Below are 19,084 nucleotides of genomic sequence, written 5' to 3'. Positions count from 1 at the left end.
CGACCTCCGAGTTTCCATGCCGCGCGCTGTCCGAGGCGTTCGTGCTCGGCGACCGTGGGTTGTAGAAGGGATTAGTCGTCGTCGTCATTTCCGACCCAGACAATCTCTCCACTGGTGAGGTAGACAACAGCCCCCCGATTGGCATGAGTTGCAGACAGATAGTCGCGTAGCTGTTGCGCGTGCGCCTTGCGAGCGGCGAGTGTCGGGTTGACATCCGATTTCCAATCGATCGCGGCGTCTACACCTTGGTCGCTGATGGCCAAAGCATCGGCGCGACCGGCGACAAGAACGTCCCCGTCCGTCGCCCAGACCGGAATCTCTGGTCTGAGATGAGGCCGCAGCTCCGCAATTTCGGGCAAAGCAAGCGTCCGAATTGCAGCCGCCCCCATTTCGTTGGGATCGGGCCGCGTTCGATCATCTTCTGTGCCAGGCGTTAGCTGATCGAGCAGGTAGTCGGCGCGTGCGACGCTCGCCGACAGTTCATCTGCGAGCTCGCCGGTCAGGAGTTCCTCCATGAGCTTATGCAGGATGACCCCACGCCGAGCGCCAGCGCCAGCAATTTCGAAACGCTCCGCTTGGCTCTCCAAGGTGATCACGCCATCAAGAGAATCGCCAAGACGATCCCCGTCATGTTCGCTCGGTCTGCGCCATGCAAGAGGCGGCGAGCTGTCCTCGACGAAACGCTGTTCCGTCGCAAAAATTTCAGCGGATTGCTCATTCGACTGCGAGGAGCCAGAACGGCCCGCTACCGGCGTGAAGGAGGAAAGATCTAGTTCTGGCACTTCAAGTTGACGAAGATCGACGGAGCTGAACCACGAATCCTTTGACGCTTGAGGGATATGGGGAAGTATTAGGAGGTTTCGCGCCCTGGTGCTCGCTACATACCAAATTCGCTCGCGCTGATTGGCGTCTTCGAGGCTTTCCGCCGCGCGTGCGGCTGCCAGCTCCGGGGGCGCGATGCCACCGATCATCCAATGCAGGCTGTTGTCGGATTGCCTGTGAACGAACTGGTCCGGCCGATAGAGTTCGGTCGTCGAATTGATCGGGATGACCACCGGCCATTCCAACCCTTTTGCACTGTGGATCGTGACAATCTCGACCGCATGCTCCGCGGCGTCGATGCGACCCTCCGGTGCTCTGGCTTTGCGCTCCCAGTCAGATTGAAGATCGCGAACGAAAGCGCGTAGGCCGGCAACTCCGTAGCTGCGAGCTTTTTCGATCAGCGCATCCAGGTTGGCGAGGGCTCGCGCGTTCCGGTTGCCGTGGCGCGCTGCTATAATGACACGGGCGTTTAGGCGCTCGATGGCCTCCGCGAGGAGCAGGCTCGGGGCGACAACGGCCGCTTTGCGCCGCAGGCTCTGCAGCAGCATGAGAACGTCCTTTGCCAAGGGATGCTGCACCAAGCCGGGGTCTGTGCGCACCGTGAAGAAGGTTTGACCCGTCCCATCCGCGGAGAGGGCGGCGGTAATGTCGAGCAGCTCCTGTTCGCTGAGCCCAACCAGTGGACCACGCATGAAGGCCCCGAAGGCGAGCGTGTCCGAGGAATCTGCCAGCACCCTTACGAGTGCCAGCACATCCTGCGTTTCCTGCCGTCGCATCAAAGTCTGGCCCGCTTGCGATGAAACCGCGAGGCCTCGCTGTTCGAGGGCTCGTTCATAACGCCAGAGTTCCGTATGGCCGGGTGATAGAAGCGCGATGTCGCCGGCCTTCAGGGGCGTGTGGGTGTTGTCGGCCCGCAGAATCGGCAGGTTTCCGACCAATGCTGCGCAGATATCAGCGACCCTTTCCGCTTCGGCCTCCCGAAACATCTCCGCGTAAATGCGCTCGGCGGTAGGGATTTCGATCGTGGAACGTGCCACGCTCGGCAGGGACTGCGCCACGTCGGACAGTGTTGCGGCAAGAGCGACATATCGAGGCTGAGAGGGCTTCGCAAAAACCGGCTCGAAGCATGCATTTACGTGATGGATAATCGGGCTAAGCGATCTGAAATTCGCCGTGACCTCGATAACTGCTCCGCCATCCTGGCCCTGGATCAGCCTGCTGCAAAGTTCGTAAGCTTCGATATCGGCACCGCGAAAGCGATAGATCGCCTGCTTCGGATCGCCGACGAGGAAAAGCGCTCCAGCGCGCAGCCGCGCGGTCTCCCAATGCGTTGGGCGTTCGGCGACTGCCGCAATCGAGAACAGAATCTCACTTTGAATGCGGTCTGTGTCCTGGAACTCGTCGACCAGAATATACCGATAGCGCCGGCCAACTGCCTGTCGAACGTCTTCGTGTAAGCGCACAAGCGACTGAACGTGAACAATGAGATCGTCGAAATCCAAAATCGCCGCCGCGCGTTTGCGAGCGCGATAGCTCTCCAGAAGTTGGTCGAGCGAGCTTGATAGCGAAGAGACGAGAGTGCTCGCGATGTGCCCAATGAGCTGGTTCCACGTGTCGTTGATCGCTTCGAACAGCGCTCGTCCTGCATCGTCGCCAACATCATTCTTGTGAGCGCCAAAACTGCGGGCGGCCTCGTCGTACGTCTTGAGCTGCAATCCCTTCCGTCCAAACAACCGGCCCGATCCCGGGTCGCATAGTTGCCACAACGAGCGAAAATCCGGATCGCCGGCGAAGCAGCCTTGGTAGCGTGTCGCCAGTCTCCCGAGCTCCTGTGCGATTTCTCGCGCCCATGCCTCGTCCCCGACGCTTGTTCTCCATCGCTCGAAGTCGTCGACAGCCTGGACGAAGTCGATGTCAGGTCGCCGATCTCGGGGCGGAGCGATCGGCTCAGCATCGGGGTGCTTGCGCCTCAGGAATGCAAGTTCACGGATGAGGTCGACCACCTGCAGCGGAATTTGCTCCGCCAAGACAACGATCGGATCGTCCTCTGAGGCGTCAGTTGCGAGCCGGCGTGAGAACCAAGCTGATAATTCTGCCATGAACAAATTGTCGGCGACGATCGCGTCGGCGACCCGAGCGCCAGGATCAAGGCCTGCCTGGACGCCATGGCTGCGAATGATCGCCTGACAAAACCCGTGGATGGTTGTGGCAGTCAACTCGTCGAGTTGCGTGGATGCGGCAATGAGCGCGTTTCGCTGCTGGTCGGACAGCCCCTGCGGAATGACCGCCTTTAGGAAGGCCGGAACCACGCCCATCAGCAGGAGGTCGACGGTCTCTCTAATTCGGGCAGCAAGTTGGCTTGCCGCTAACTCGGTAAAGGTGATTGCGGCGATCTCTTCGGGGTGGTGCCCTGCGGCGAGCATCATCGCCACGCGCCCGGCCATGAGCGACGTCTTCCCGGTTCCCGCAGCCGCTTCCACCAGCAGGATCGACGAGAAGTCAGTCATTGCCCGACAACGGTTGTCCTGATCGACGAGCGTCATGTCGCGGCGCTCCAGAGCTTGTTGAGTTGTTGGTTGGCTGCGCGGAATTCCGAGGCCTTGCGACGTAGATAGCTTTCGCGATCCGCCGGGAGCGCAAGACGCATGTCGTCATAGAAGGCGTCTTTCTCCCAGCGAGGCGCAAGCCGCCCGCTGCGCAAGATTGTCGTTGCCGCCGACAGGTAGCCGGTTGCGTGCATGATTGCGTCGTCGAGTTCGTCTCCCTTGAGCTCGAACGTTGCCGGGTCATCCGCCAGATAGACCAGACGTGCGACCACTGTTCTCACCTCAGGCAGTAGGGCCCGCACGGCAATCGCGTAAAGCACCCGTTGCAGCTCGCGCCCTTGTCCAAGGGTGATGCGTTGAGCTTTCGGAGGCGGCTTTATGCTCTTGTAATCTGTGATCCTCGCGGCGTCGCCAGTCGCCCGAATATCTAATCGGTCAATCCGGCCACCGAAGACCAACCCGATCGGCTTGATCGGAACGGCCGACGTTGCGTCCCACGGAACCTGTTCCGGTACCAGATCAATCTGACCGAATGGCACCTCGGTCCAGCTCCGCGTGTCGGATCGTACCACGTCGTCGGAGGCAAGGCCTTTGGCCGTCCTGCGCGCCGCTTCCTTCACCGTGTGACGCCAAAGGATCGGCGGCGGAACGGATCGTTGCAATGGCCATGAGGTAAGGACGGCCGCTGAAGCGCCTTCGATTGCTGCCTCGATTTCGTTGGCGCTTGCGCGCGTAAATCCCGGCGCGGGCTCAAGCGCTGAGATCGCACCGCTGATCAACTCGTGTACCAGTTCGCCAAACGACGTCGGATCGAGCTCCAACGGTTCGGGCTCTTGGCGAGCCGAGCGCCAGCCCAATGCATATCGCCAAACGAATCCGAGCGGGTCACGCAGCAAGCGCTGCAATGAGGTCGTCGACTGGACCCGCACAAGGGCGGCCTCGATCGCTGGGTGATTGGCGCCCGACAATCCGTCATGTGCGGTGAGATCCGCGCTCCACTGCCAGTTTCGCCAACAGAGCTGAGCCTGCCGCACATGGGCGAGCTGCCCGGCGTCGCGGGCGCGCGCCAACAACCGGTCGGCTTCGCTGAAGGCGTGTTCTGGCACGCGGTCGCGTTTGTGAACGACCGTGTCTCCGGGCCATAAGGTGCTTGGCGATAGCTGGCTGCCTCTGGCGTTTCGCTGAGCGCGAGACAAGACCAGCTGCTCGCGTGTTTGTGCCCTTATGATCTCGAAATGAAGGCGGTCTCGCTCGGCGGTGCTGACGGGATGCAGCTTGCGGCGCTCGAGCAGATGATTCGGGATGAGGGGATCGTCCTGGTCCGATCGTGGCCAGGATCGGCTGGTGAAGCCAAGCAGACGTGTGAACGGTCGCGGACACGACACTAACTGCGATGCCGGACACCAGACAATGCTATTGGCAGGTTCGCGTTGATCTGCGACCCGCAATGATTGGAGTGACAACGCAATTGCATGCGGCGGGGCGCTTCGCAGTGCCTCTTCCCACATCGTCAGGCTGGCGCCGCTCAACAGCCGCGTGCCGACTTCGCCTCCAGCCTCTGGTCCGCGGGCGAGGAGATCGAGGATCGGCAGAAGAGTTTGCTCGGCAAGCTCGGCCGTGGCGCGCTGTGGCTTGGCCGCGGTGAACGCTTCGCGCCATTGATCAAGTGTCCGTAGCGCTGCCCCTCTCGCAATGCCGGCGAACCATTCTTTGGGAAGTGAGCTGGCGAACGGCCGCGACGGAAGGCGTCGGAGTAGCCGCCAGACGCGTTCCTGGCTGAGACCATTGCCTAGGATATCCGCGAGGGCAGCGCAGGTCTGACCGTCCGCCGTGCTCAACGCCGGCACGCCATGAGAAAAATGGACCCGGAGTGCCGCACTTCTCGCGTAGGCAAGAAAGTGATCGTCCCAGTCTTGCGTCGAGGTCGCGGCGATTGCGATGTCCTGTGCCTTGACCTGGCCCGTCGATAGCAGTCGCCTAGCCCATCTCAGCGCCTCCACGACCTCTGATTTCGGATCTGCGCTCGCTTCGGCGGAGATATGTGTCGGTCCAGGGGCTGCGCTCTTGCGGATGGCGCCGCCGAACCAAGCCTGCTCAACACCGTCCGGCACATCCCAGGACAGGTCGGTCACGCGCGTGATTGCATCGAGAAGGGGACGCCAAACCGGATCAACCTCGATGATGCCGGCAAGTGTGACAGTGCCGAAAAGAGTGCGGCTGTAGTCAGCGCGTTTGACGGCGGCATCGCGAAGGTCGCGGGGCAGCAGATGGGTGGCTGGTAGACTCTCGCGGATTCGCGCCTCAATCAGAGCAAGGTCGTGGAATCGCACCGCTTCATGGGCGAGTGAGGCTAAATCCAAGTCCGTCCGCCAGACCGAATCGAGCGATTGAAGGACCGCCCGTGGCATGCCGGGCAAACCTGCAATACCGGCAATATCCTGAAAGCCTCCTGCAGCAAGGGCTGCCTGAACCGCCGGGTAAAGCACATCAGTCCCCGCGGGCGTCGTAAACCCGCCGGCAAGGCGACCGGCGAGAAGGGGAAGCGTCAGGATTTCACAGCCGATGGCACGATTGATGGCGGCTGCCGCGCGCGCACTGCGTAAAGCGAGCAAACCGTCGACGATATGAGTGGTGCGCGTGATCATTTGCTTACGTTACGCTATATTCGATCGAGTCTCGATGATTGCTCAGGCTCTCGATCTACCGAAATGTTAGGCTAATAAAGAGACACAGGGTCTGGGGGGCGTAATGCGTCTAAGCAAGTTGAGCATAAGAAACTTCAGAAACTTCCAATCTATCGATATTCCTCTGTCTGGCAATGTCGTGTTGCTTGGCCAGAATAGAGTCGGAAAAAGCAATCTTCTGTTTGCAATCCAGCTCATACTCGATCCCACCCTGCCTGACTCGGCCAGGCAGCTGAAGCTGACCGACTTTTGGGATGGAGGGCCGGCCGATTTCAGCGCGCCGATCGAGGTACATCTGGAGCTTTCAGATTTCGCGACGGATATGGCCCTGACCGCGATTCTGACCGATTTCCGCGCGTCACATGATCCAACGATCGCGCAACTCAGCTACGTCTTCCGCAAAAAGCCTGAGGTTACCGGCGCTCCACAATCCAGCGCCGATTGTGAGTTTATCGTTTTCGGAGGTGGCGATGAAACCCGTTCGCTTCCCAGCAGGGTCCGGCGCCGCATCGCGATCGAATTGCTCGACGCTTTGCGAGATGCTGAAGGGCAGTTGGGGAACTGGCGTAGTTCGCCATTGCGCCCTCTCCTCGAGGATGCCGTTTCCGGAATCAGCCGCACGGATATCGACGCTGTAGCTACCGAGCTCGACAAGGCGACCAAGACGCTCGAAACGTTTCCGACGATCAAGACGCTGGAAGATGAGTTGCGGTCGGGCATCCTCCATCTCTCCGGAAAAGCGCATGACATCGACGCTCGCTTGAGATTCGCACCAACTGACCCGCTGCGCCTGTTTAGGGCGATTGCGATGTTCATCGACAACGGGAAGCGTGGCATTGGGGATGCCAGCCTTGGATCGGCCAACGTGGCGCTGCTGGCTCTGAAGCTCGCGGAGTTTTCATGGCGCCGCAAGAAAAACGAACGAAATTTCTCGCTCCTGTGTATCGAGGAGCCCGAGGCCCATCTTCACCCGCAGCTGCAGCGATCCGTTTTCAAGAAACTGTTGGGCAACGTCGACCCGTCCCAGGCGATGATCGTCACCAGCCACTCGCCGACTTTGGCAGCAGTCACTCCGTTGCGCTCAATCGTCCAGTTGAAGAAGCAAGGTGGGGCGACCCAGGCGTTCTCCCTCGCGAACTTGCCGGTAACTTCGGACGAAATCGACGATCTTGAAACCTACCTCAATGCGACGCGCGCCGAACTGCTGTTCGCCCGAGGTGCCATTTTCATCGAGGGCGACGCAGAGGAGGCGCTCTTGCCCATCTTCGCCTCGTCACTCGGTCATTCCCTGGACGAGCTTGGGATCTCGGTCTGCAACGTCGGCGGGGCCAACTTCCGCCCCTATGTGAAGCTCGCTGAAGCACTGAAGCTTCCTTACAGTGTGATCACCGACTGGGACCCTCTCGATGGAACCAAGCCTCCTCTGGGAAAGAAGCGCACACTCGATCTCTGGCAGGACATGCTTGCGGTTCGCGGCCAGCCTCTCCTGACGACCGAGCAACTAGCACCGTGGGAAGCAATGGACCATGCGGCGTTCAGCGCGGGCGCTGCAAAATCCAGCATTTTTCTCAACGAACAGACCTTCGAGGTCTCTATTGCGAACACGCCAACATTGCTGAACCCGCTGCTCGATATCCTGAGTGAGCAGGACTTCGGCTCCGCGCGCAGTCGGCGCATCGCCGCTTGGCGAGCTGGTACGGCAGTCGATGCCGCACAATTGCTTGCAATGATCGCAGATATCGGCAAGGGCAGGCTCGGCGCACGCCTTTCGAAGAAGGCCGTTGGCCTCAAGCCGCCTACTTATATCGAAAACGCAATCAACGCGGTCATTGGACTGATTGCTCATGTCTAGTGATCGGGCGCTTCGTCAGGCCCTGGCTGAGCTCCAAGCGAACCCGGAACAGTCGGCCGCGGTCGCTGAAGCCGGGCATTGTATCGTGCTGGCGGGGCCTGGAAGCGGGAAGACCAAAACCCTGACGACGGCTATAGCGCGGGTCTTGGCACAGGAGGTGGTCGAACCGCGAGGCGTCGCCTGCATCACCTACAACAACGAGTGTGCGATCGAACTCGAAACACGTCTTGCCCGTCTCGGTGTTACTCCCGGCGAGCGCGCCTTCATCGGTACGGTGCACGGCTTCGCGCTCAGCCAAGTGATTGGTCCTTATGTCCGCTGCGTGCCGACGGGCCTTCCACCTAATTTCAGGGTCGCGACGCGATTGGAAGCGAGAGCTGCGGTGGAAGTGGCGTACCGGGACGTCATCAATGGCGGCGATGATCCGCACCGACGGTGGGAGTTCGCGTCCGAGAAGCGCAAGCGCGACGTCGATCGCTCACGGTCCGAGTGGCGGGGGCGAAATCCGGAACTGGCGGCTTTCATCGAGGCCTATGAGGCAGAACTGCGCCGACAGGGATTGCTTGATTTCGACGATATGCCGCTTCTCGCCTATCGCATGATCAAAGAACATCTCTGGATTCGGGACGCTCTGCGCGCACGGTTTCCGGTGCTTTTTGTGGACGAGTACCAGGATCTCGGCCACGCGCTGCATGAGCTCGTCCTACTCCTGTGTTTTGAGGGCGGAATCCGGCTCTTCGCCGTCGGCGATGCCGACCAATCAATCTACGCCTTTACCGGTGCCAATCCTGAATTGCTCGAAAGCCTAACCCGGCGCGCTGATGTGCGGACCATCAGGCTGCGTTTCAATTACCGTTCGGGAGGCAAGATCATTCGCGCATCGCTGGGCGCGCTGGGCGAAGAGCGGGATTATCGCGGTGTCGATGGCGCCCCCGAGGGGGATCTGAGCTTTTGGTACGTCCCCTATGGTCACGACTCGCAGGCCGAAGCCATTGCCGTCACGATAATCCCAAAGCTCGTCGAACAAGGGTTTGAGCTTGGGAAAATCGCGATCCTCTATCGAGCGGCGTGGCTTGGCGACAAGGTCGCGAATGCGCTGAAGGAAGCCGGCATTCCCTTTGTCCGAACAGACACCAACGCCCTCGTTAGACGAAACTCGCGCCTCGCACGGTTCATTGAAGATTGTGCCCGCTGGGTGACCGGGGGATGGAGAGACGCTGATCCACCTTATGCGCGGCTTCTGTCGCAGGCTGTTGCGCTCGTATTCGGGCGTCATCCCAGCGAACGCGAGCGTCGAGACTTATCCGCGCAGCTCATGACATTCCTCAATGCCTCGATCGGGAGCGAGGAGACGACGAATTTGTGGCTGGAGCGCTTCCAGCGAGAAATCGTAACGCCTTGGCGCGCCGTCGCCCGAAACTCGGAAGAAGAATGGCATATCTGCGCCGAGATGATCACTAACACTCATCCGGCACGAGACCTCGATCTTTCGCTGGCCCACTTCGCAGGGCGCGTCGAGGGAGCGGGGCGCGTAAATCTCAGCACGCTTCATAGCGCCAAGGGCAGAGAGTTCGACGCCGTCGTCATGTACGGCGTCAACGCCAGCGACATTCCAAGCGAACGCGATAGGCGCACTCCGGCCGGGCTTCGCGAGGCCAGGAGATTATTCTACGTCGGTGTGACGCGGCCGAAGAAGCATCTCAGCTTGGTGTATCAGGAGCACCACCATTCGCCATGGGTCTTTGAACTCTATCAGAGAAGCCAGCGTGACTAGGAACGCCTCACAGAATGGGCCAAGCATCGAAAAGAGAGGGAAAGTGAAGAAATATCATATTGATCTCAGCGAGGGCGAAGCCGAGTTTCTTCAAAGGATCAATCTTCGCGTTTCGCACCACGATCATGCTGAGGGGCATGCGTCCTACAACGCCAACAAAGAGCCCATCCTGGCGCTCTTGGGTTCTTTGAGCGAGCGCAAGGCGGTGCCGCTACAAAGGCTAAACTACTGGAATGATCCTCGGTACAATTTCGGCCGGATTAAAGCTTCTCGAAAAGGACTATTCGAGCGCAACGGGTGCACGGGAACCGAGATTTACACGCACCCTCATTTTATTCCGTACCTGAGATACTTCTTGTTCGGTCCTGAACTTCCCGATGACGTCATCGCCAAATTTGAGGCGAAGGTCGGTAATCCAAAATGGGTGACGTCGAGCGATGTCGTGCCAATCGGGAAATTTGCTCGGGATCTGACAAGGCAGCGTCACCTCGATGTTTCCGACGCGCCGGAGGAGTTCTTCAAGCTATGCCTCGATATGGGCCTAAGCCTCAGTATCGCAGAGAGCGTCATGCGGTCGGTGCGACAGATTCGCTAAGAGTTGTGCTCCGCTTGGGGGGGCTGCTCCTAGTATTCGGAACCTGGTAGCTCAGATGTCAGTCACCGGTTCCTATCTCCCTGAGCTCGGCCACGAAGATTGTGCCGATAGCAACGGCCTGCTTTGCAGCGTCTGCGTCGACGTCAACCCCATGCGAGGCCTCGTTCATGACCCGAATAGCCCTGAGCATCTCCTGGGTGCTGGACGGCGCGATCCCGTGCCTTTGTAGGTCTCGTAGCATATTCATGATGCCGACCGGTCGGTTCGCCGCGATACCCTTTGCCACGGCGAGGTCGCGGAGCGCCCGTTCGATCTCGATGCGAAGCTTCATCACTGACATCAGCGGGAACTCGCGTGCAAACTCCTCGACCGTCGGAAGGTCCCCTGCAAACTGAGGCGGAAGAGCATGGGACAGCTGATATTGAGCCACGCCCATCGGCTTACTGGAATCCCGGAGCGCATATTCCACGATGACCTCGTTGCGCCCCTTACATAGGATGATGCCGATGGTGGGCTTGTCATGGGGATGGCGCAATTGATCGTCCACGGCCGATAGATAAAAGTTCATCTTGCCCGCAAACTCGGGTTTGAAATCCTCGATCTTCAGCTCGATCACCACGTAGCAGCGCAAGCGGAGATGATAGAATAGGAGGTCGAGGTAATAATCCTGGCCACCAACCTCGAGGTGATATTGGCTGCCGACGAAGGCGAAACCCTTGCCAAGCTCCAGGATCAGCAGTCGCAGATGCTCGATCAGGCCACGCTCGAGATCGCGCTCCAGCATTTCCGGACCAAGCGCGAGGAAGTCAAATGCATATGGGTCCTTGAGAATCTGTTGGGCGAGCTCGGATTGTTCAGCCGGAAGGGTGCGCGAGAAGTTGGTCAATGCGCTGCCTTGACGAGCGAACAGATTGCTGTCGATTTGATGAGCGAGAACGTTCCGGCTCCAGCCGTGCTCGATCGCCTGCCGGGCGTACCAGGCCCGTTCCTCGGGCGCCTTGATAGCGTCGAGAAGGCGCACGTTATGGCCCCAAGGCAATAGTGCAACAACCTGTTGCACAAAACCGCCGTGGGGCCAGGCCTCGGCGAAGGAGCGCATATATTTCAGGTTTCGGGCGGAAAGGCCGGTCATTTCCGGAAAGGCCTGGCGAAGGTCATCGGCGAGCCGGTCGATGACCTTCGTTCCCCAGCCCTCACGCTCCTGCCGGGCGAGAATGTCGCGGCCGATCGTCCAGTAGAGCAGGATCAGTTCGCGGTTGACGGACAGGCTGGCGCGATGCCGCGCCTCAACGATCTTCCGTTTTAGATCGCTGACGAAGGTCGCGTAGATCTGTGGATCGATGCCTGCGGCGGGCTTGGCGCTGCCAGGTGTGCGTTTGGGCGGACGAGATGTCATGCGGCCCGCTTCAGGCGCTTCTTGGCGAGCATGGCACGGACGAACTTGTCCCATTTCGCCATGCCAGCGCGTTTCTCGACCATATAGTGCCAACGGTCGTAGTGCTTGGAGCTGACATCTTGTAGCGCGTGGTTCTGAAGGCGATCGCGGATTTCCTTCGGGACGCCTGCCTTGCCGGCGAGCGTCTTGAATGTACGTCGGAGGTCGCGGTTTGTCGCATATGGAATCACGCCGCGATCTCGCTGCCGCCAGACGAAGCTATACAGAGTGCCATGGCTGACAGGTTTGGATGGGTCCTTGGCGGAGGGGAAGAACCAGCCGTACTCGTTCGGCTTGATCGATTCGATCAGTTCGGCGGCGAGCAATGGCACAGGGACGGCGTGCGGCTGGAGGTTCTTGGTCTTTGACCAGTCGATGATCCGCTCCTTGGCGTCCCATTGATCTACATGGAACCGCGCTATCTCCTCGACGCGCTGGCCGGTCAGCATGATGAGTTGCACCGCGCGGGGATAGGAGGGGTGAACCGGCGTGTCGGGGTGGTTCAGCCAGCGATAGAGTTGCACAAACTCGTCTTCGTCGAGCCAGCGCGTGCCCTGGACCTTCGGCTCGGTAGGAATGCCGGTTGCCGGATTGAAGGGGAGGCGGAAGCGTCGAGAAGACTGCTGCCGATAGTCGTTGTCGGACTTCATGCCCCAGCTAAAAGCGGCATGGAGATAGGACCGCACATGGTCGGCCATTGATTTGGCACCGCGCTCGTAAATCGGACGGATCAGCTCTACGATTTCCTCGGCCTCGATTTCGCGGGCGAGGCGGTTGCGCCCGAGCGTATCGGCGATCTTGTTGAGGCCTTTTTCCGTTTCCTTCCAGGATGGCTTGCCCGCATCCTTGAGCGACGCGACATAACCCTCGAAAAGATCGGCCACTGTGCCAGGACGGGTGTCGGTCGCGATCTTGATGCTTCGGCCCTTTTGGATCACGTCAGCAAAGTCGCGCTTGAAGATTTCTCGCGCCTGGGCGAGCGACATGGAGGGGTAAGCGCCGAGCTTCTTCTTGGTCCGCTTCCCGTCGCGCCATTGCTGCGCCATCCAGTCAGCGGTGACGCGTTTCGGCATAGGCTTGAGGACAAGCACGAGGCGACCGGTGCCGCGCCCTTCGCCGTCGGCAAGATTCTCCTGTTTCTGACTTAGCTCAACCCGCTTCAACGCATGTCGGATCGCGGTGTCGGTCAGGCTTGGCATAGCGTTTCCTGCTGTTCCGCAACTGGGATCGGTCGAGGAGAAACGGGGATCGTTTGCTGGGATCGGAAAGCCGCTTTCAACCCCTCTAACCGCTCCCAATTTGCCATAGCCGCCCCTTGTACTCAACGGGCAAAAAGCCGCTATTCCATTGGTGATTCAGCGGTATTCAGCGTGATCCAGCGTGATCATCGAGGGGGTAGTGGGGTGGTTGTGCACCAGGATCAGCGCGGTCGCCGACAGCTCCAGCGCGCGCTTGATCACCTCGCGTGGATAGACCGGGGTGTGGTCGACGGTGCCGGTCTGCTGCACCTCGTCGGCGATGAGCTGGTTGCGCTTGTCGAGGAAGAGCAGGCGGAATTGCTCCTTGTCTGAAAACGCCATGCTGGATCGGCAATAGTCGATCACTTCGTTCCAGGACGACAGCGCGTTGCGGCTGTTGACCTCGCCCTTGGCGACGCGATGCGTTGCGGCCGCGATCAGCTTGAGCTGGTGGATCGCGGCTTCGCCGATGCCGTCGACCTCGCGCAGCCGCGCCACCGGCGCGTGCACGACCTCGGCGAACGAGCCAAAGGTCTTGATCAGCGTCTTTGCCAGCGGCTTGGTGTCGCGCCGCGGCAGCGCCGGAAACAGCGCCATCTCCAACAGCTCGTAGTCGCTGAGCGCATCCGCGCCCGCGCCGTAGAAGCGCTCGCGCAGCCGCTCGCGATGGCCGTGATAGTGCGGCGTGTCCTCGGGCTTGCTCTTGTCGTGGTCGGTCTTGGCGGGCATCAGGCCTAACCATGCCGGACGGCGCGCGTTTTGCAACCGGGAAGTGTCCGGCCCCGGCGGCTCGCCCATTGGCGCGGCCGCCGGGGTCCTCGTCGTCTGCCTACGACGAAAGCCCTCCCGGCGGGGTGCAGACCTCGACCAGGACATGGCCCGGCGCGGTGACATAGAAGTGCGGGACGCGGACGCCGCCGCCACGGTCCATGAAGGCGATCCTGCTCGGGTTGAGGCCCGCGGCCTTTAGCTCGGCGTGCTTGGCTTCCACCTCGGCGGCCTCGTCGTAATAGAAGCCGATATGGAAATTGGCGGGGTAGTCGGCCGGCTCACCCGTCTTGCCGCGCATCACGGTCAGGACGAAATCCTCCTTGTTGCGCAGGACGACGAGGGCTTCGCCGCGGGCCGCATAGGGTGCAAAGCCGAAGAAGCGCTCGAAGAAGGCGGCAAGCGCGATGACGTCCGAGGTCACGAGGTTGAGATGTTGCAGTCGCATAGGTGCTCTCCGTTCAGGTGAAGGAACGGACGGAACGAGATTCCACACTGAGCGGCGGCCGAGTTGATACGACGACATGACCCGCCGAGCAGCGTGACGATCGCGTCACTCTGTCCGGCCGTGGGTCCTACCGTGGGGACGGTGGCAGAATTCCTGGCAAGTCAGGAACAGGCCGGGCTTACCAATCCGGCCATGCCTTTTTCGGCGCGCTCCGGGTAGCAGAGTTCGCGCACATCGGCAACGCCGGGCGCCGGTCAGGATGTTGCCGGCCCGGATTCCCGGCGCCGCCTACGCTCGGGGCGATTGAGCCGTCGAGAAAAAATTTCACACCAGCTGTCTTCGTTCTGCTGCCTCGTTCGTCTCAGCGCTGTTGGCCGGTCGAGTGGCCAGCCGATCTTCCGCAACAGGAGAATATCAATGTCCCGGACCAGACCTGAGCCGTCGCGTCGTGCCTTCGTTGCCACCGGCCTCGGAGCGGGCGTCTTGCTCGTCGCGCAAGCGGCGCCGTCCCACAGCCAGAACAGGAGTTCGAAAATGGAAGCGACCATTCGCACCGGTAGCGACGTCACGACCCTCGTCAACGTTTTCACGGTCGAGCCGGACAACCAGCAAAAGCTGGTTCAGTTGCTGAAGGAGGGCACCGAGGCCTTCTTCAGCAAGCAGCCCGGGTTCATCTCGTCCAGCGTCCACTCCAGCAAGGAGGGCCGGCGCGCGATCAACTACTCGCAATGGGCAAGCGCGGGGGACATCGAGAATTTTCGCCGGGATCCGCGATTTGCGCCGTACATCCGGAGCCTTGCGGCGCTGTCGAAGGCCGAGACGATCCTGTGCGAGGTCGTCGAGGTCAATCACGCCTGATCGGTAACGGCGGTTCGGGGCGGTCCAAGAGACCGCCCCGCTGACGCTCTCACTGTTCGAGACCACGCTGCCGCGCCGGCAGGGGCATCGTGATGGCGATGACCCCGGCGAGAATGAGCGTCATGCCTGCAAGGGCCGACCAGGTGAAGCGTTCGCCAAGCCATGCCGTGCCGAGCGCCACCGCGAAGCCGGCGCGCAGATAGCTGCCGCTGGTCGTGCCGAGTGGGCCGAGCGTGCGGATCAGGCGGAAATAGATCACCATCGCGAGCGCCGTGCAGATCACCGCGAGGCTGACGACGGCCGCGACCGCGTGCGAAGTCGGTGCCAGCGTCCAGGGTCGCTCGAGGACGAGTGCGGCAGGGACCATGAGGATCGCGGCACAGCTCATGGCACCGGCCGCCGTGACGGTGGCGGGAAAGCCGGAGAACCGCTGCCCCCATATCGGTGCGAGCGCGTAGCAGAGGCTTGCGCCGAGCACGGCGGCCTGCGCCAGCGGGGCCGTCGTGCCCAAGGCGGACAGCGCATCGATGCCGATCGTCACCGCGACGCCCGCAAGACCGAGCGCGACGCCGATGATCTTCCGGCTGCTGATCGCCTGTCGCCCGCGTCCGGTCATCATCGCGATCGCGAGCACGAACATCGGCGGGGTCGCATTGAGCACGCCGGCGAGACCGCTTGCGATATGCATCTCGCCCCAGCTGATCAGGGTAAACGGCAGCGCGCTCTGCAGCAGCCCCTGCACGAAGAAAGCCGCCCACACCGGTCCCCGGGCCGGAAGAGCGTGCCCTTGAGCGCGCGCGATCGCGATCAGGAGAATGGCCGCGATCGTCACGCGCGCGGCGACCATCGTGAATGGCGGGATTGTCGGGATTGCGACCTTGATCAGCGTGAACGAGCTGCCCCAGATCAGTGAGAGGAGGAGCAGGAGCCCGATCTCGAATGTGAGGGTGGTTTGTCCTGACGTCGTTTGTTGCGCCTGCGCGTGCATTGCGAATCTGCTCCGGGATGGACCGGGACCATGATCCGGCGTGGTGGCGCAGGCTGGCTGGATTCGGACCTCATCGCCCGACCGAGTCCGATTCCAGCTACTCGGCGGGCTGCGTTGAAACTATGATTTCGTCATGGCGACAGGCTTGGCGCATCGGCAGACGCTGCCACCGCATCTCGATTGGGAGACCTGCGATCGGGCGCGGCTGGCGCGGGCACGCGCGTTCGACGGGCTGTTCTTCTCCGGCGTTCGCTCGACGCGCATCTATTGCCGGCCGGTCTGACCGGTTCGCCCCGCTCGCTCCGAGAACGTCACCTTTTATGCGACCGCCGCTGCCGCCGAGCGCGCCGGCTTTCGCCCGTGCCTGCGCTGCCGGCCGGAAACCGCGCCGGGATCGCCGGCCTGGATGGGAACGGCCACCACCGTCGCGCGCGGGATGCGCCTGATCAATGACGGATTCCTGGATCGCGCGCCGATGATGGACCTTGCGGAAGTCCTGGGAGTCGGACCGCGCCATCTGCTCCGCCTGTTCATGCGCCACGCCGGTGCGAGCCCGAGCGAGATCGCCGCGACCCGCCGCGTGCAGGAAGCCAAGCGTCTGATCGACCAGACCAGTATGACATTGGCGGAGATCGCCTTCGCCGCCGGCTTCGGCAGCGTTCGCAGATTCAACGATGCATTTGTCGCGACCTACAAGCGGCCGCCGTCGTCATTCCGCCGCCACCGCTAGGGCGCGGGGCCGGACATCACCCGATCTGCTTCCCGCAGTGTCGCGGGCAATGCCGCCGCATTTTATAATTGACTATTCGTTCCAGAATAACTATTGTCGTGTCATGGCCAGGACCAAGGAATTCGATCAGGACGAAGCGCTCGATGCCGCGATCGGTGCGTTTCGCGAGCACGGTTTCGAGGGAACCTCGACGCCGATGCTTGTCGACGCCATGGGGATCGGCCGCCAGAGCATCTACGATACGTTTGGCGACAAATGGCAACTCTATTGCGCAGCGGTGCGCCGCTACGCGGCCAGCGAGGTCGAAGCCCATCTTGCCGCGCTGCGGGCGCCGCCGCGCGCCATTGACGGCCTCAGGGCGATGATCGACCGCGTCGTTCGCGACGCGAACGAGGCTTGCCTGGGCATCGGCTCGATCAGCGAATTCGGCCGCTCGCGGGATGACCTCACCAGCATCCATGCGGCGTCAGGCCGCGCGCTCCAGGCCGCCGTTTCGAAACGCTTACGCGAAGCGCAGGCCGACGGCGACGTGGCGCGGGATCTCGACTCCGACGACGCAGCCGAGTTTCTGCTGGCGAATGTTGCCGGCATTCGAATCGCCGCGCGCGGTGGCGCCAGGCCGCGCCAATTACGGGCGCTCGGCGCCATCGCACTGCGCGCCCTCGGGTAATTTTTTTGATCGAAGCTGGAACGATTGTTCAAAATAAGGAGAGAGCAAGTGAGCAGTAAAATCGCATTGGTGTTTGGTGGAGCGCGCGGCATTGGCGCCGCGATCGCGGTCCGTCTCGCACAGGACGGGTTCGATATCGCGCTCACCTACGTGTCGCGACCGGACAGTGCCGCCGAAATCGTGGCCGCGATCGAGAACGCTGGCCGCAAGGCCGTCGCGATCAAGGCCGATAGCGCCGATCCCGCCGCGATCCGCGCGGCCGTCGCCGAGACCGTGAGCCGGCTTGGGGTGCTTGATGCGGTCGTCGTCAACGCGGGCATTCTCCGTCTCGGTCCCGTCGAGCAGTTCAGCCTGGAAGACCTCGACCTCATTCTCGATGTGAATATCCGCGGCGTCTTTCTGGCCATCCAGGCGGCAGCCGGGCAGATGCGTGACGGCGGCCGCATCATCACGATCGGGAGCAACACGGCGATCCGGACAGGGACGCCGGGAGGCAGCGTCTATGCCATGACCAAGGCCGCCGTTGCCTCCTTGGTCCGCGGCGTTGCGCTCGACCTGGCGCCTCGCCGGATCACGGTCAACAACGTCCAGCCGGGCCCGACCGAGACCGACATGACGGCCACGATGGTGTCGCGGCTGAAAGAGATCGTTCCGTTGAAGCGCGTCGGTGAGCCCGGCGAGATCGCCGCGCTGGTGTCATATGTGGCGGGCCCGGAATCCGGCTATATGACCGGCGCCAGCCTCACCATCGATGGTGGCTACGTGCTGTAAGAGGTCCGCCTCTGACGACGGATCGTCGCCGGCGAACAGGATGGCAGGATCGCATCGCGGTCCAGCCGGGCATCACCCGATCTGCGTCTCGCCGTGCCGTTTCGACAGCGTGAAGATCTCGACGCCCGTCGCGGTCACCCCGACGGAGTGTTCGAACTGCGCCGACAGCGAGCGGTCGCGGGTCACCGCGGTCCAGCCGTCGGAGAGAATCTTCACGTGCGGCTTGCCGAGATTGATCATCGGCTCGATGGTGAAGAACATGCCGGGCTTGAGCTGAACGCCTTCCCCGGGCCGGCCGATATGGATGATGTTCGGCTCGTCGTGGAACATGCGCCCCAGGCCATGGCCGCAGAAATCGCGCACCACGCTCATGCCCTGTGGCTCGACGAAGCTCTGGATGGCGTGGCCGATGTCGCCGGTGGTGGCGCCCGGCTTGACCGCGGCGATGCCGCGCATCATCGCCTCATAGGTCACCTCGATCAGCCGCTCGGCCTTGCGGGCGATCGGGCCGACCGCATACATCCGACTGGAATCGCCGTACCAGCCGTCGACGATGAAGGTGACGTCGATGTTGACGATGTCGCCTTCCTTCAACGGACGGTCACCGGGCATGCCGTGGCAGACCACGTGGTTGAGCGAGGTGCAGGTCGAGTAGCGGTAGCCGCGATACATCAGCGTCGCCGGATAGGCGCCGTGGCTGAACGCGAAGTCGCGGACGAACTGGTCGATGCGCTCGGTCGGCACGCCGGGCCCGACGATGTCGGTGAGCTCGTCGAGGCACTTCGCCACCAGCGCGCCCGCCTTGTGCATGCCGGCAAAAGCGCTCGGCCCGTGCAGCTTGATCTGTCCGGTCTTGCGCAGGGAGGTATCGGAGGCTTCGACGTAGCTCATGCGGGGCTGGTCTC

The 19,084-nt window shown here is 61.7% G+C and carries 14 protein-coding genes and 1 pseudogene; 7 read left to right on the top strand and 8 right to left on the bottom strand.

What is annotated here, in order from left to right; all coding sequences use genetic code 11:
- Positions 1-71: 71 nt before the first annotated feature.
- Positions 72-3,365: a UvrD-helicase domain-containing protein gene (locus HAP41_RS43110; protein WP_166075517.1), complete on the bottom strand. Its 3,294-nt coding sequence runs from the start codon at positions 3,363-3,365 to the stop codon at positions 72-74.
- Positions 3,362-6,013: a PD-(D/E)XK nuclease family protein gene (locus tag HAP41_RS43105; protein WP_166075518.1), complete on the bottom strand. Its 2,652-nt coding sequence runs from the start codon at positions 6,011-6,013 to the stop codon at positions 3,362-3,364. The genes HAP41_RS43110 and HAP41_RS43105 overlap by 4 nt, the downstream gene beginning before the upstream one ends.
- Before the next feature lie 103 nt (positions 6,014-6,116).
- On the opposite strand from HAP41_RS43105, the gene HAP41_RS43100 reads away from it, so the two are divergent.
- Genes HAP41_RS43100 through HAP41_RS43090 form a run of 3 tightly spaced genes read left to right on the top strand, consistent with a single transcriptional unit; the run spans position 6,117 to position 10,273 of the window.
- Positions 6,117-7,904 carry an ATP-dependent nuclease gene (locus tag HAP41_RS43100; protein ID WP_166075519.1) on the top strand — a complete coding sequence of 596 codons (1,788 nt, stop codon included), beginning with the start codon at positions 6,117-6,119 and terminating at the stop codon, positions 7,902-7,904.
- The gene (locus tag HAP41_RS43095; RefSeq protein WP_166075520.1) at positions 7,897-9,678 is read left to right on the top strand and encodes an ATP-dependent helicase; all 1,782 of its coding nucleotides are present in this window, start codon (positions 7,897-7,899) and stop codon (positions 9,676-9,678) included. The genes HAP41_RS43100 and HAP41_RS43095 overlap by 8 nt, the downstream gene beginning before the upstream one ends.
- Before the next feature lie 43 nt (positions 9,679-9,721).
- On the top strand, positions 9,722-10,273 hold the full coding sequence (locus HAP41_RS43090) for a hypothetical protein (protein ID WP_166075525.1): 552 nt from the start codon (positions 9,722-9,724) through the stop codon (positions 10,271-10,273).
- 58 nt (positions 10,274-10,331) lie between these two features.
- On the opposite strand, the gene HAP41_RS43085 is transcribed toward HAP41_RS43090, so the two are convergent.
- From HAP41_RS43085 to HAP41_RS43070, 4 genes are all read right to left on the bottom strand, one after another.
- Entirely contained in the window at positions 10,332-11,669 is a 1,338-nt protein-coding gene (locus HAP41_RS43085; RefSeq protein WP_166075549.1) for a PDDEXK nuclease domain-containing protein, read from the bottom strand.
- The gene (locus HAP41_RS43080; protein WP_166075555.1) at positions 11,666-12,907 is read right to left on the bottom strand and encodes a tyrosine-type recombinase/integrase; all 1,242 of its coding nucleotides are present in this window, start codon (positions 12,905-12,907) and stop codon (positions 11,666-11,668) included. The genes HAP41_RS43085 and HAP41_RS43080 overlap by 4 nt, the downstream gene beginning before the upstream one ends.
- A 156-nt stretch (positions 12,908-13,063) precedes the next feature.
- Positions 13,064-13,675 (bottom strand): JAB domain-containing protein, encoded by a 612-nt coding sequence (locus tag HAP41_RS43075; RefSeq protein ID WP_166075586.1) that lies wholly within the window; start codon positions 13,673-13,675, stop codon positions 13,064-13,066.
- A 100-nt stretch (positions 13,676-13,775) separates the two neighbouring features.
- Positions 13,776-14,162, bottom strand: coding sequence for a VOC family protein (locus HAP41_RS43070; RefSeq protein WP_166075606.1), 387 nt, complete (start codon positions 14,160-14,162; stop codon positions 13,776-13,778).
- Between the two features lie 417 nt (positions 14,163-14,579).
- Here HAP41_RS43070 and HAP41_RS43065 point away from each other — a divergent pair, with 417 nt between their 5' ends.
- Entirely contained in the window at positions 14,580-15,020 is a 441-nt protein-coding gene (locus HAP41_RS43065; protein ID WP_224580587.1) for an antibiotic biosynthesis monooxygenase family protein, read from the top strand.
- Positions 15,021-15,069: 49 nt separating this feature from the next.
- On the opposite strand, the gene HAP41_RS43060 is transcribed toward HAP41_RS43065, so the two are convergent.
- The gene (locus tag HAP41_RS43060) at positions 15,070-16,008 is read right to left on the bottom strand and encodes a DMT family transporter (protein WP_166075613.1); all 939 of its coding nucleotides are present in this window, start codon (positions 16,006-16,008) and stop codon (positions 15,070-15,072) included.
- A 133-nt stretch (positions 16,009-16,141) separates the two neighbouring features.
- On the opposite strand from HAP41_RS43060, the pseudogene HAP41_RS43055 reads away from it, so the two are divergent.
- From HAP41_RS43055 to HAP41_RS43045, 3 genes and pseudogenes are all read left to right on the top strand, one after another.
- Positions 16,142-16,738: pseudogene (locus HAP41_RS43055) on the top strand (bifunctional transcriptional activator/DNA repair enzyme AdaA).
- A gap of 103 nt (positions 16,739-16,841) precedes the next feature.
- The gene (locus tag HAP41_RS43050) at positions 16,842-17,408 is read left to right on the top strand and encodes a TetR/AcrR family transcriptional regulator (RefSeq protein WP_166075616.1); all 567 of its coding nucleotides are present in this window, start codon (positions 16,842-16,844) and stop codon (positions 17,406-17,408) included.
- A gap of 48 nt (positions 17,409-17,456) precedes the next feature.
- Positions 17,457-18,179, top strand: a complete 723-nt coding sequence (locus HAP41_RS43045) for a 3-oxoacyl-ACP reductase family protein (protein WP_224580588.1) — start codon at positions 17,457-17,459, stop codon at positions 18,177-18,179.
- A gap of 72 nt (positions 18,180-18,251) precedes the next feature.
- Here the strand turns inward: HAP41_RS43045 and map are convergent, their stop codons facing one another.
- Positions 18,252-19,070: a type I methionyl aminopeptidase gene (gene map / locus HAP41_RS43040; protein WP_063980716.1), complete on the bottom strand. Its 819-nt coding sequence runs from the start codon at positions 19,068-19,070 to the stop codon at positions 18,252-18,254.
- Between the last annotated feature and the right edge of the window lie 14 nt (positions 19,071-19,084).

The sequence above is a fragment of the Bradyrhizobium barranii subsp. apii genome, assembly GCF_011516635.5.
In the GTDB taxonomy this organism is placed as follows: Bacteria; Pseudomonadota; Alphaproteobacteria; order Rhizobiales; family Xanthobacteraceae; genus Bradyrhizobium; species Bradyrhizobium barranii.
The sequence above is the reverse complement of the archived record's forward strand: the minus strand, read 5'-3'. Positions and strand labels throughout refer to the sequence as shown.

Coding starts and splice junctions, on each gene's coding strand:
- HAP41_RS43095 (WP_166075520.1), top strand. CDS start 7,897: ATGTCTAGTGATCGGGCGCTTCGTCAGGCCCTGGCTGAGCTCCAAGCG.
- HAP41_RS43100 (WP_166075519.1), top strand. CDS start 6,117: ATGCGTCTAAGCAAGTTGAGCATAAGAAACTTCAGAAACTTCCAATCT.
- HAP41_RS43070 (WP_166075606.1), bottom strand. CDS start 14,162: ATGCGACTGCAACATCTCAACCTCGTGACCTCGGACGTCATCGCGCTT.
- HAP41_RS43050 (WP_166075616.1), top strand. CDS start 16,842: ATGGCCAGGACCAAGGAATTCGATCAGGACGAAGCGCTCGATGCCGCG.
- HAP41_RS43060 (WP_166075613.1), bottom strand. CDS start 16,008: ATGCACGCGCAGGCGCAACAAACGACGTCAGGACAAACCACCCTCACA.
- HAP41_RS43075 (WP_166075586.1), bottom strand. CDS start 13,675: ATGCCCGCCAAGACCGACCACGACAAGAGCAAGCCCGAGGACACGCCG.
- HAP41_RS43080 (WP_166075555.1), bottom strand. CDS start 12,907: ATGCCAAGCCTGACCGACACCGCGATCCGACATGCGTTGAAGCGGGTT.
- HAP41_RS43110 (WP_166075517.1), bottom strand. CDS start 3,365: ATGACGCTCGTCGATCAGGACAACCGTTGTCGGGCAATGACTGACTTC.
- HAP41_RS43105 (WP_166075518.1), bottom strand. CDS start 6,013: ATGATCACGCGCACCACTCATATCGTCGACGGTTTGCTCGCTTTACGC.
- HAP41_RS43065 (WP_224580587.1), top strand. CDS start 14,580: ATGTCCCGGACCAGACCTGAGCCGTCGCGTCGTGCCTTCGTTGCCACC.
- map (WP_063980716.1), bottom strand. CDS start 19,070: ATGAGCTACGTCGAAGCCTCCGATACCTCCCTGCGCAAGACCGGACAG.
- HAP41_RS43085 (WP_166075549.1), bottom strand. CDS start 11,669: ATGACATCTCGTCCGCCCAAACGCACACCTGGCAGCGCCAAGCCCGCC.